The sequence below is a fragment of the Pseudomonas veronii genome (assembly GCF_001439695.1).
Taxonomy (GTDB): Bacteria; Pseudomonadota; Gammaproteobacteria; order Pseudomonadales; family Pseudomonadaceae; genus Aquipseudomonas; species Aquipseudomonas veronii.
The window spans coordinates 1-12302 of record NZ_JYLL01000050.1; the positions used below are offsets into that span (position 1 = coordinate 1).

General features: G+C 62.1%; 11 protein-coding genes. 2 read left to right on the forward strand and 9 right to left on the reverse strand.

Annotation, left to right across the window (positions count from 1 at the left end):
• Positions 1–167: 167 nt before the first annotated feature.
• From lnt to miaB, 5 genes are all read right to left on the reverse strand, one after another.
• Entirely contained in the window at positions 168–1691 is a 1524-nt protein-coding gene (lnt, locus tag TU80_RS30210) for an apolipoprotein N-acyltransferase (protein ID WP_017848329.1), read from the reverse strand.
• 8 nt (positions 1692–1699) lie between these two features.
• Positions 1700–2539 (reverse strand): CorC family transporter, encoded by an 840-nt coding sequence (locus TU80_RS30215; protein WP_017848328.1) that lies wholly within the window; start codon positions 2537–2539, stop codon positions 1700–1702.
• Between the two features lie 42 nt (positions 2540–2581).
• Entirely contained in the window at positions 2582–3040 is a 459-nt protein-coding gene (ybeY, locus tag TU80_RS30220; protein ID WP_017848327.1) for an rRNA maturation RNase YbeY, read from the reverse strand.
• The gene (locus TU80_RS30225) at positions 3033–4034 is read right to left on the reverse strand and encodes a PhoH family protein (protein WP_017848326.1); all 1002 of its coding nucleotides are present in this window, start codon (positions 4032–4034) and stop codon (positions 3033–3035) included. The genes ybeY and TU80_RS30225 overlap by 8 nt, the downstream gene beginning before the upstream one ends.
• Before the next feature lie 184 nt (positions 4035–4218).
• Positions 4219–5544, reverse strand: a complete 1326-nt coding sequence (gene miaB, locus TU80_RS30230; protein WP_017848325.1) for a tRNA (N6-isopentenyl adenosine(37)-C2)-methylthiotransferase MiaB — start codon at positions 5542–5544, stop codon at positions 4219–4221.
• A 131-nt stretch (positions 5545–5675) separates the two neighbouring features.
• Between miaB and TU80_RS30235 the strand changes: the two genes are divergently transcribed.
• Positions 5676–6002, forward strand: coding sequence for a DUF1820 family protein (locus TU80_RS30235; RefSeq protein WP_003194436.1), 327 nt, complete (start codon positions 5676–5678; stop codon positions 6000–6002).
• Positions 6003–6044: 42 nt separating this feature from the next.
• On the opposite strand, the gene TU80_RS30240 is transcribed toward TU80_RS30235, so the two are convergent.
• The 4 genes from TU80_RS30240 to TU80_RS30255 all read right to left on the reverse strand — a co-directional run bounded on the left by TU80_RS30240 (position 6045) and on the right by TU80_RS30255 (position 9564).
• On the reverse strand, positions 6045–6599 hold the full coding sequence (locus TU80_RS30240) for a tetratricopeptide repeat protein (RefSeq protein ID WP_017848324.1): 555 nt from the start codon (positions 6597–6599) through the stop codon (positions 6045–6047).
• A gap of 224 nt (positions 6600–6823) precedes the next feature.
• Positions 6824–8107, reverse strand: coding sequence for a glutamate-1-semialdehyde 2,1-aminomutase (gene hemL / locus TU80_RS30245; RefSeq protein ID WP_046381936.1), 1284 nt, complete (start codon positions 8105–8107; stop codon positions 6824–6826).
• 11 nt (positions 8108–8118) lie between these two features.
• Positions 8119–8748, reverse strand: a complete 630-nt coding sequence (thiE, locus tag TU80_RS30250) for a thiamine phosphate synthase (RefSeq protein ID WP_017848322.1) — start codon at positions 8746–8748, stop codon at positions 8119–8121.
• An 18-nt stretch (positions 8749–8766) separates the two neighbouring features.
• On the reverse strand, positions 8767–9564 hold the full coding sequence (locus TU80_RS30255; protein WP_026140190.1) for a hydroxymethylpyrimidine/phosphomethylpyrimidine kinase: 798 nt from the start codon (positions 9562–9564) through the stop codon (positions 8767–8769).
• A gap of 288 nt (positions 9565–9852) precedes the next feature.
• Between TU80_RS30255 and TU80_RS30260 the strand changes: the two genes are divergently transcribed.
• Entirely contained in the window at positions 9853–12246 is a 2394-nt protein-coding gene (locus TU80_RS30260; protein WP_057006087.1) for a hybrid sensor histidine kinase/response regulator, read from the forward strand.
• Positions 12247–12302 lie beyond the last annotated feature (56 nt).

The following is a 12302-nucleotide window of genomic DNA, read 5'->3' on the forward strand; positions in this document are numbered from 1 at the left end:
TGTGGGACATGTACCTATGTAACTATCCACTGGGTAGGCTAGACAGCGGTGCAAGCCGGCTGTCCAGCACCCAGAAACGTAAAGGATGTCCCCGGTCTCGTTTGTAAAGGATGTCTCCGTCTGTACAGGGGCAAGCCCCCTCCCACATTGGGTTCGGTTTGATTCTGTTAGACGGTTTTGGACATTCGGCCGGCCAGCAGCGCCCAGCCAAACAACACCAGGCACACCACGATCAGCGGCCACGAACGCCATTGCAGGTACGGCGTGAGGTTGTGCATCGGCACCACTTCGCCATAGAGGATGCCGCGCTCGAACTGCGGGATCTGCGCGGTGATCTGCCCATACGGATTGATCAGCCCGGTCACGCCGTTGTTGGTGGCGCGGATCATCCAGCGGCCGGCTTCCAGCGCACGCATCTGCGCCATTTGCAGGTGCTGCAAGGGGCCGATGGAGGTGCCGAACCAGGTGTCGTTGCTGATGGTCAGCAGCAAGTCGCTCTGGGCCGAGAGGCTGGCGGCGAATTCCGGGTAGACCACTTCATAGCAAATGAACGGCGCAATCTGATAGCCCTTGGCCTGTAGCATCGCCTGGTCGGACGGGCCGCGGGCGAAGTCCGACATGGGCAGGTCGAAGAAGGCAATCAAGCCGCGCAGCATGTCCTGCAGCGGCACGTACTCGCCGAAGGGCACCAGCTTCTGCTTGAGGTAGGTGCCGTCACCTTCGCCCACGACGGTGATGCCGTTGTAGTAGCGCTTCTGGTGATGCACTTCCTGGCGAATCGGCACGCCGGTAATCAGCGCGGTGTGCCGTTCGGCGGCGAACTTGCCCATCATCCCGAGGTAGCCCTCGACGGACTCCTTGAGCACCGGCACGGCCGTTTCCGGCCATATCAGCAGGTCGACCCGCTTGGAGCTGAAGCTCATGTCGCGGTACAGCGCCAGTTGTGCATTGAGCTGCTCGGGGTCCCACTTCATGCTTTGTTCGACGTTACCCTGGATCGCCGCCACGCTCAGCGGGTCGCCGGACGGTGAGGTCCAGGCGTGATGCTTGAGGGCCAGGCCGATGGCCCAGGGCGCCACCAGCAGCAACAGGCCAGCGCCGATGAAGGCGTTGCGCTGGGTCGCCAGCAGGCGCGGCAGGTTGCACAGCAGGGCGGCGGTCAGGGCCAGGGCGAAGGAAATCAGCCACATCCCACCCAGCGGCGCGAGGCCGGTGAGGGGGCCGTCAAGTTGGCTGTAACCGGAGTACAACCAGGGAAAACCGGTCAGGAACCAGCCCCGGAACGCTTCCTGGCCGACCCACAGCGCCGCAAACGTCAGGGCATCGGCCAGTGGCGCTTCATTGCGCCGCAGCCAGCGCGCCCACAACCAGGCGGGCAGGGCGAAGAACAAGGCAATGGCGGCGGTGAACGCCAGCATCAGCAAGCCAGCCAGCAACACCGAAGCGCCGCCGAAGTGGTGGATGCTGTAGTAGATCCAGCTGGTGCCGGCGCCAAACAGGCCGAAACCGAAACACCAGCCACGGCCGAGGGCCTGGCGTGGGGACAACTCGCGCAGCCCGATATAGAACAATCCGGCCGCGACCAGCGCAAGCGGCCACAGATCGAATGGCGCCAGCGCCAGGGTGGTGATGGCGCCAGCCACCACGGCCAACAAGTTGCCGGGCCAGCCGGGAGCGATGAAACGGCGCATGTCAGTCCTTAACGGGCAATAGGTGTCAGGCGAATCAGATGAATCCGGCGGCTATCGGCATTCAGGATGCGGAAGCGATAAGCGCCGATCTCGGTGGTCTCGTTACGCTTGGGCAAGTGCCCGAACGCACTCATCACCAGGCCGCCGACGGTGTCGAACTCGTCGTCGGAAAATTCGCTGTCGAAGAACTCGTTGAAGTTCTCGATCGGCGTCAACGCCTTGATCAGGAAGTCACCGCTCGGCAGCGGCTTGATGTAGCTGTCTTCTTCGACGTCGTGCTCGTCTTCGATATCGCCGACGATCTGTTCCAGCACGTCTTCGATGGTCACCAGGCCGGCGACGCCGCCGTATTCGTCAATCACGATGGCCATGTGGTTGTGGTTGGCGCGAAACTCGCGCAGCAGCACATTCAGGCGCTTGGATTCGGGGACGAAGGTGGCCGGACGCAGCAGGTCCTTGATGTTGAAGCTGTCGCCGTTCTCCTTGAGGATCAGCGGCAGCAAGTCCTTGGCCAACAGGACACCCATGACGTCGTCATGGCTTTCGCCGATCACCGGGTAGCGCGAGTGCGCCGAGTCGATCACGGCCGGGAGGAATTCCCGTGGGGTCTGGGGCGCCTTGATGCTGATCATCTGCGAACGCGGGACCATGATGTCCCGAACTTGCAGGTCAGCCACCTGGATGGCGCCTTCGACGATGGCCAGCGCTTCGCTGTCCAGCAACTTGTTCTGATGGGCCTCGCGCAGCAGCTCCAGCAGCTCCTGGCGGTTTTTCGGCTCGTGGGCAAAAGCCTGGGTCAGTTTACCCAGCCATGACTTTTGCCCGTTGCTCGATCGGTCTTCGCTCATAGCGATTACTCTAAATCCTTTGATGTTTCAGTTGAGTGTTGATCAGTTTTCGTCATCTGCATACGGATCAGGGTGACCCAATTCTGCAAGCAACGATCGTTCCAGTGCTTCCATTTCTTCGGCTTCGTCATCGTCTATATGGTCGTAACCCAACAGATGCAAGCAGCCGTGGATGACCAGATGAGCCCAATGGGCTTCAAGGGCCTTGCCTTGTTCCTGCGCCTCACGCTCGACGACTTCGACGCAGATCACCAGGTCGCCCAGCAACGGGATATCCAGCAGTTCGTCGGGTACGTCGGCGGGGAAGGACAGCACGTTGGTCGCGTAATCCTTCTGGCGCCAGGTGTGATTCAGTTCGCGGCCTTCGGGTTCGTCCACCAGGCGGATGGTCAGCTCCGAGTCGGCGGTGCGCTGGCGTAGGGCCAGGGCGCACCATTGACGGAACTGCTCTTCACTGGGGGCGGGCGCGTCGGTTGCCAGTTGCAGGTCAAGCTCAAGCATCGCGGCGGGTGTCCTTGGCCGGGGCGTCGTCGCGGTGCTCGAAGCGCTCGTAGGCTTCGACAATGCGCTGGACCAGCGGGTGGCGGACGACGTCCTTGGGCATGAAGTGCGTGAAGCTGATCCCCGGCACGTCTTTGAGCACCTCGATCACCTGGGCCAGGCCCGACTTGGTGCCCTTGGGCAGGTCGACCTGGGTGACGTCGCCGGTGATCACGGCGGTGGAGCCGAAACCGATGCGGGTGAGGAACATTTTCATCTGTTCGACGGTGGTGTTCTGGCTTTCGTCGAGAATGATGAAGCTGTTGTTCAGCGTCCGGCCGCGCATGTAGGCCAGCGGGGCGATCTCGATCACCTGGCGCTCGATGAGCTTGGCCACGTATTCAAAGCCGAGCATCTCGTAGAGCGCGTCGTAGAGCGGGCGCAGGTACGGGTCGATTTTCTGTGCCAGGTCGCCGGGCAGGAAGCCGAGCTTTTCGCCGGCCTCGACCGCCGGGCGTACCAGCAGGATGCGGCGCACTTGCTCGCGCTCCAGGGCGTCGACGGCACAGGCCACGGCCAGGTAGGTCTTGCCGGTACCGGCGGGGCCGATGCCGAAGTTGATATCGTTACCGAGGATTTCTTTGACGTAGCGCTGCTGATTCAAGCCGCGTGGGCGAATCATGCCCTTTTTGGTGCGCAAGGCCACGCTGGCTTCGGCCACCGGGTTGTTGGCCAGGTCTTCCACGGCCGATTCCTGCAGGTACAGGTGGACCGTTTCCGGCGACAGCTCACTACCCTTGGTTTCGCGGTAGAGGCGGCGGAGCAGGTTTTCTGCAGACGTGGTGTGCTGGGGTTCACCAATCAGCTCGAATTGATTGCCGCGGTTGCGGATCTCGATGCTCAGGCGTTGTTCGATCAGGCGCAGGTGCTCGTCGAACTGTCCGCACAAATTGGCGAAACGGCGAGCCTCAAACGGCTCGAGGAGAAAACGATGGGGTTCGATGGGTGCGTTCAAGGTCGCTTTTAGCCGCCCTTTGGCTGTTGAGGTGAAAGAGAGGATAACGCCACGCGCCAGTGTGCGAAAGCACTTATCCAACCCGATCCAGTGTGGGAGGGAGCTTGCCCCCGATAGCGGAGTGTCAGGCAGCTCATGTGCTGCTGATGTACCGCAATCGGGGGCAAGCCCCCTCGCACATTTATTACACCAGAGAGCCGCGCAACGAGTGCGGTTGCGCCGCATCGATGTGGACATCGGCGAACTGGCCGATCAGGGTCGGGTTGTCGCAACGGAAGTTGACGATGCGGTTGTTCTCGGTGCGCCCTTGCAGTTCGCCCGGGTCTTTTTTCGAGTAGTCGGTGACCAGGATGCGCTGGGTGGACCCGACCATTTGTCGACTGATCTCGAACCCCTGCTGGTTCAGGCGATGTTGCAGGGCGTTCAGGCGCTCTTTTTTCAGCTCTTCCGGGGTCTCGTCCAGCAGGTCGGCGGCAGGCGTGCCGGGGCGCTGGCTGTAGACAAACGAGTAGGAAAAGTCGAAACCGACGTCTTCAATCAGCTTCATGGTCTGCTGGAAGTCTTTCTCGGTCTCGCCGGGGAAGCCGACGATAAAGTCCGAACTGATGCAGATGCCCGGCACTGCCGCGCGTAACTTGCGCAGTTTGGATTTGTATTCCAGGGCGGTGTGGTTGCGTTTCATCGCCGACAGGATGCGGTCCGAACCCGATTGCACCGGCAAGTGCAGGTGCTTGACCAGCTCCGGCACTTCGGCGTGGGCCTGGATCAGGCTGTCGGAGAACTCCAGCGGGTGCGAGGTGGTGTAGCGAATGCGCTCGATGCCATCCACCGCGGCGACAACCCGGATCAGCTCCGCGAGGTCGGCCAGGCGCCCGTCGTGGGTCTGGCCGCGATAGCCGTTGACGTTCTGGCCCAGCAGGGTCACTTCACGTACGCCGTTTTCGGCCAGGTGGATGATTTCTGACATTACATCGTCAAACGGCCGGCTGACTTCTTCACCACGGGTGTAGGGCACCACGCAGAAGGTGCAGTACTTGCTGCAACCTTCCATCACCGACACGTAGGCGCTCGGCCCATCGATGCGCGGCTCGGGCAGATGGTCGAATTTTTCGATTTCCGGGAACGAGACGTCGACCTGGGGCAGCTTGGTGAGGCGTGCGGCGTCGATCATTTCCGGCAGGCGGTGCAAGGTTTGCGGGCCGAAGACCACATCCACGTAGGGCGCGCGGTCGCGGATGGCTGCGCCTTCCTGGCTGGCGACGCAGCCGCCGACGGCAATCACCATCTCCGGGTTGGCCAGTTTCAATTCACGCCAGCGGCCCAGCTGCGAATACACGCGGTCCTGTGCCCGTTCGCGGATCGAGCAGGTATTGAGCAGGATTACGTCGGCATCTTCGGCGCGGGCGGTGACTTCCAGGGCCTGATGTTCACCCAGCAGATCGACCATGCGCGAGCTGTCGTACTCGTTCATCTGGCAACCGTGGGTTTCAATGTAGAGCTTCTTGGCCATGGGAATCGTCAACTGGTGGTAAAGAACCGCGCATTATAGGGGTCATGTCCATCGGTTCCTAGCACTGTGCATCGGGTGCCATGCTATAGTTCGCGCCCTCTTTTATATCCCCGATGTGTTCCCCGCCCACCATGACCAAACGTGAAGCTCCAATCTATAAGGTGATTTTCCTCAACCAGGGCCAGGTGTTCGAAATGTACGCCAAGCAGATCTATCAAAGTGATCTGTGGGGCTTCCTGGAAGTGGAAGAGTTCGTCTTTGGCGAGCGCACACAGCTGGTCGTCGACCCGGGCGAGGAAAAACTCAAGGCCCAGTTCGAAGGCGTGGTGCGCAGTTTTGTGCCGATGCATTCGATCGTGCGTATCGATGAAGTCGAGCGCCTGGGCACGCCGAAGATCAGCGAAGCGCGTGGCACGAGCAATGTCATGCCGTTTCCGATGCCGATGCCAGAGAAGTAGGGCGTTTGTAGCGAGGGCGCTGGCTCCCTCGTCACCGGTCGATCAGGGCAGGGGCGAGAACGGTGAGCGCCCATCCGCACTCTGCAGTTCCTGCAGATAATTGCGGAAGATCTGGCCCAGCACCTGGGTCGCCAGTTCCAGTTCATCGCGCTGCATGTGTTCGGCAACTTCGTCGGCGGTGTCCAGTGCGTCTTCGGCGCCGTTGACCGCGGCCATTTTCAGCACGATATACGCCTGGACGTTATTGGCCGGCACCCCTTCGCCTTTGAAGAACATGGTGCCCAGCTGGAATTGCGCCTGGGCGTGGCCCTGCAGCGAGGCTTTTTCGAAGTAGTTCAACGCTTTGTTGAGGTCGCGCGCGGGGTTCTTGCCGTCGTGGTAGTACTCGCCCAACTCGTATTGCGCCTGCGCATCCCCGCCGTCGGCCTGTTTCTGGCACGCGCTCAGGGCTTCGGCCTGGCTGTCTGGCTGGGTATTGAGGGTGCAACGACCCATCGCTGGGATTAACAACGAGTTGCCGCCTGCTTGTGCATGTGCCAGCAGCGGCTGAAGGAGCAACAGGCAGCCCAGGACCAGGGTGCGGCCGGTGCGTTTCATGGGAATCGACTTACCTCTGACGGGGCACGCGGACCCTCGGGGGTCCAATAAGCGCGCATTATGAAATAAGCAGACCTCTGCTTACAAAGTCTTTACTCGTTTTTCTGCCGGTTGGGCAAGTTATCTGCCGGATTGCAGGTGATTTCTCGAGAAAACCAGGAAAAGTCTGTAAGCAAAGTAGCAAATCTGACGCCGCCGGGGGCGACGTCAGAATGCTGTGCCGGTTATTTCAGGGCGGCGAAGGCGCGCTCGGCAGCATCCAGGGTCAGTTTCAACTCGGCGTCGCCATGGGCGATCGAGGTGAAGCCGGCTTCAAAGGCGCTCGGTGCCAGGTACACGCCGCCGTCCAGCATCAGGTGGAAGAAGCGCTTGAACAGGCCTGCGTCGCTGCCCATCACGTCCTCAAAGGTGACGATATCGTCGGCGCCGCTGAAATACAGGCCGAACATGCCGCCTGCTTGCGTGGTGACAAACGGAATGCCGGCGGCATCGGCGCGCTGTTGCAGGCCGTCGAGCAGGCGGGAGGTGTAGTCGGTCAGCTCGGCATGGAAGCCCGGGCGGCTGATCAGGCGCAGAGTGGTCAGGCCGGCGGCCATGGCCAGCGGGTTACCGGACAGGGTGCCCGCCTGGTACACCGGGCCCAGCGGCGCGATGTATTGCATGATTTCGCGCTTGCCGCCGAAGCAGCCCACCGGCATGCCGCCACCGATGATCTTGCCGAAGGTGCTCAGGTCCGGCGTTACGCCGTAATGCGCCTGGGCGCCACCGAGGGCCACGCGGAAGCCGGTCATCACTTCGTCGAAAATCAGCACCACGCCATGCTTGTCGCACTGTGCGCGCAGGCCTTCGAGGAAGCCCGGGGCCGGCGGTACGCAGTTCATGTTGCCAGCGACCGGCTCGACGATGATGCACGCCACCTCCTGGCCCACTTCATTGAGCATCTGCTCGACGGCGGCGATGTTGTTGAACGGCAGGGTCAGGGTGTGTTTGGCGAAGTCTGCTGGCACACCGGCCGAACTTGGCACGCCCTGGGTCAGCGCGCCGGACCCGGCCTTGACCAGCAGGCTGTCGGAGTGACCGTGGTAGCAGCCTTCGAACTTGATGATGCTGTCGCGGCCGGTGAAACCGCGGGCCAGGCGAATCGCGCTCATGGTGGCTTCGGTGCCGGAGCTGACCATCCGCACCATCTCCATCGACGGTACGATCGAGCAGACCAGATCGGCCATCTCGGTTTCCATCGAGGTCGGGGCGCCGTAGGACAGACCGTGTTGCAACTGCTGGCGCACGGCGTCGAGTACGTCCGGGTGGCTGTGGCCGAGGATCATCGGGCCCCAGGAACCGACGTAGTCCACATAGCGCTTGTCGTCTTCGTCGGTGACGTAGGCGCCTTCGGCATGCTTGAAGAACAGCGGCGTGCCGCCGACGCTCTTGAACGCACGCACGGGGGAGTTCACACCGCCGGGGATGTGTTTCTGGGCATCGGCAAACAGGGTTTCGGAACGGGACATGATCGGGCTCTCTAAACTGAAGATTTAAGAAGATCGTTGAAAGCGCGGGCGCGGCGCGTGACTTCCTGGGTGCTGTCGGCACCAAACAGGCCGTGTACCACGGCGAGCAAGTCGGCCCCGTGGGCCACCAGCGGTTCGGCATTCTCCAGGGTGACGCCGCCTATCACGCAGATCGGCAACTGCAGGCGCGCGCGGGCCTGGGCCAGCATTTCGAGGCTGGCGGCGGGGGCGCCGGGCTTGGTGCTGGAGTTGAAGAAGCGGCCGAAGGCGACGTAGCTGGCGCCTTCTTTCGCGGCCTGTTCGGCCAGTTCGATCTGGCTGTGGCAGGTGGCGCCGATGATCGCCTTGGAGCCCAGCAACGCACGGGCCGTGGTCAGGGGACCATCGGTCTGGCCCAGGTGAACGCCGACGCCCAGGCGCGCGGCCAGTTCGGCGTCATCGTTGATGATCAGTTGGGTCTTGTAGCGCGAGCACAATTCGCGCAGTTTTTCCGCTTCACGCAGGCGCCGGGCCTCGTCGCTGCTTTTGTCACGGTACTGCAGCAGGGTCACGCCGCCATCCAGCGCCGCTTCGACGTAGGCGAGGAATTTGCCGGCCAATAATTGGCTGTCGGTAATGGCATAAAGGCCACGTAGTTTCATCGGGCAGGCCTCTTGGTGTTACGAGCAGAAATCCAGCGGCAGCCGGCGAGGCACGAACTGGCCCTGGCCGAGTTGTTCGGCGTCACGCAGGGTGCGCCAAGTGTAGTTGAGGGCCGATTGCACGGCGCTGACCAGGCCTTCACCCTGGGCGATCCGGCCCGCCAGCGCGCTGGCCAGCGTACACCCCGAACCGTGATAGCTGCCGGGCAGGCGCTGGCAGGTAAAGGTCTGGCGCGTGCCGTCGCGGCTGTACAGGCGGTTGTGGACTTGGTGCTCATCGCCATGGCCGCCGGTAATCAGCAGGTGCTTGATAAACGGCAACAGCTTTTCCGCGCATTCGTCCGCCGTGCCCTCAGGCAGTTCGGCAAGGATGCGTGCTTCAGGCAGGTTGGGCGTGGCGATCAGCGACAACGGCAACAGCCGCTCGCGCATGGCGTAGCCGACTTCGTCCTTGCCCAGGCTGCCGCCGCCGCCGGCGCGCAGCACGGGGTCGCACACCACCGGCAGGTGCGGGTGCGCCTGCAGCAGTTCGACCACGGTGTCGACCATCGCGGTGGAGCCGAGCATGCCCAGCTTGACCGCCGCCACTGGCGAATCGCTGAGCACGGCGTTGGCCTGGGCCAGCACCCACTCGCGGTCGAGCACGCGGAAATCACTGACGTTGACGGTGTTCTGCACCGTCAGCGCGGTAACGGCCGGGGCCGCATGGCAACCCTGGGCGAGCAGGGCTTCGATATCTGCCTGCAAGCCGGCGCCACCACTGGGATCATGGCCGGAGAGACAGAGGACAACGGGGCGAGAGCTGTAGATATTCATGGTGCGCGAGCTTACCACCAAACGCTTTTGGCGTGGCCGTCTGGCGATGGCTGAATTTTGCCCGGATCCATGGGCGGTTATGGCTGTTTGCTAGTATCGGATTTTAGTTGTGAAGTCCGCTGAAAGCCTTGTTCTAGAGCCTTTAGAAAAATTATATCAATGGTGTCTAATGGCCTTTAGCAGCTATGCTAAAGTGATTCGAAACAACTTACTGTATCGCCGGTATACGTCTTCTCAAAAGGAATGGGGGGCTTTTTGACATGACCGGACAGGTCACGCTGGGGCTCTATGCGTTATTTGCTGATTTTATTATTGTGCGGGCTACCGCTGCTCGCCGACGCCATTGAGTTCACCCAAGACACTCGAAGCCTGCCGCTGGGCCGGGCCATGCAAGTGCTCGAAGACCCGACCAACACCCTGACCATCGCCGATGTGAGCGCTCCCGCCGCTGCCACACAGTTCAAGCCCCACGACAAAGACACCCTCAACGCCGGCTATTCGCGCTCGGTGTTCTGGCTCAAGGTCAACCTGCGTTACCAGCCCAAGCCGCCTGAAACCCAGCGCACCTGGCTGCTGGAGTTGGCCTATCCGCCCCTCGACCACCTTGACCTGTACTTGCCCGACAGCACCGGCAACTATCGCCTGGCCGGTCGCACCGGGGATGCCTTGGCGTTCTCCAGCCGCGAGATTCGCCAGAACAACTACTTGTTCAAGGTCGACTTCACGCCGGGCGAAACCAAGACCGTCTACCTGCGCCTGCAAAGCGAAGGTTCGATCCAGGCGCCGCTGACGCTGTGGTCCAGCACTGCCTACCTGGAACAACAACCGCTGCGCCTATATGTATTGGGCCTGATCTATGGCGTGTTGCTGGGGATGCTGGTGTACAACCTGTTCATCTACCTCAGCGTGCGCGACACCAGCTACCTTTATTACATCTTCTATATCGCCTCGTTCGGTCTGTACCAGCTGTCGGTGAACGGTGCGGCGGTGGAGTATTTCTGGCCGAACAACCCCTGGTGGGCGAATGCCGCGACGCCGTTCATGATCGGCTCGGCGGCGTTGTTCGGCAGCTTGTTCGCCCGCAGCTTCCTGCACACCGCCCAGCACAGCCGCTGGATCAATCGCCTGTTGCTGGCGCTGGTGGCCTGTGGCGCGGTGGTGATGCTGCTCTCACTGATGACCAGCTACGCCCTCGCGCTGCGCCTGGCCACCGGCCTGGCGCTGGTGTTCACCGTGACTATCTTCGTCGCCGCCATCAAGGCCTGGTACTGCGGCCAGCGGGTGGCGCGTTATTTCATCATCGCCTGGTCGGCGTTCCTGCTGGGCGGCGTGGTCAACACCTTGATGGTGCTGGGTTACCTGCCGAATGTGTTCCTCACCATGTATGCCAGCCAGATCGGCTCGGCGATCGAAGTGGCGCTGTTGTCCCTGGCCCTGGCGGACCGCATCAACGCCATGCGCGAGCAACAGGCGCAGATCCTCTACGATGCGAGCCAGAAGCTCGAAGTGCTCAACCAGCAGTTGGCCCGCAGTAACCGGCTCAAGGACGAATTCCTCGCCACCCTGACCCACGAACTGCGCACGCCGATGAATGGGGTGATCGGCTCCCTGGAGTTGATGCAGACCGTGCCCCTGGACGACGACCTGGCGAACTACCAGCAAACCGCCGCCGGCTCGGCGCGGGACATGATGCGGATGGTCAATGGCATCCTCACCCTCACCGAGTTGCAGGCCGGGCGCCTGAGTGCCCAGCCCAGGGTGTTCAGCCTGCGCGGCGTGCTCGACACCTTGCGCCAGCAGTTCAGCGCCAGCGCCCAGAGCAAAGGCCTGGCCTTTTCCATCGATGTCGCCGACGACTTGCCCGATCGCCTGCGCGGCGATGCCGACAAACTCAGCCAGTGCCTGGATTGCCTGTTGGACAACGCCTTCAAGTTCACCCACGAAGGCGTCGTGCGTCTGCGGGTGGTCGGCGTGCCCCTGAGCGATGGCAGCGTGCGCCTGAGTTTTATCGTCACCGACACGGGCATCGGCTTTGCGTTCCTCGACGAGGCCACCCTGTACCAGCGGTTCTTCCAGCTCGATGGCTCGACGACCCGCGAATACGGCGGCCTGGGGATTGGTCTGGCGATCTGCCGGCAACTGATCGAATTACTCGGCGGGCGCCTCACCCATCATTCCGAACCGCGCAAGGGCAGTCGTTTTCAGCTGGAACTGGCGGTCACCCCGCTGCAGCCCGAGCCACGCCCGGCAAGCCCCGCGCACGCACGCACGCCTGCGCAGTGTGCGGTGCTGCTGGTGGACGACAACAGCGTCGGCCAGTTGGTGGTGCGCGGCATGTTGCTCAAGCTCGGTTATCGGGTGAAAACCGTCGACAGCGGGCCGGCGGCGTTGGCGGCGTTGCAGGGGGAAACCTTCGACGCAGTATTGCTGGATATACCGGAAGGCGGTTTCTCGTTGTGCTGTCAGATTCGCGCGTTGCCCGGCTGCGGCGAGTTACCGGTGATCGCCCTGAGCACCACGTTGAATGTGTCCGAACGCGAGCGCTGCCATGGCATCGGCATCACCGAGCGCCTGGTCAAGCCGGTACGTTTCGACGCGCTGCAAGCGCTGCTGGAACGTCGGCTGCTGTGTCCGTCAGAGGGCGAAAGCGCCGGACATTCGGCGCGTATGCCACTTTTTTAAGCGAGATGACGGTGCTTAACTGAAATTCGGGCCGCAACTCCAGGTGGCCTTTTTTC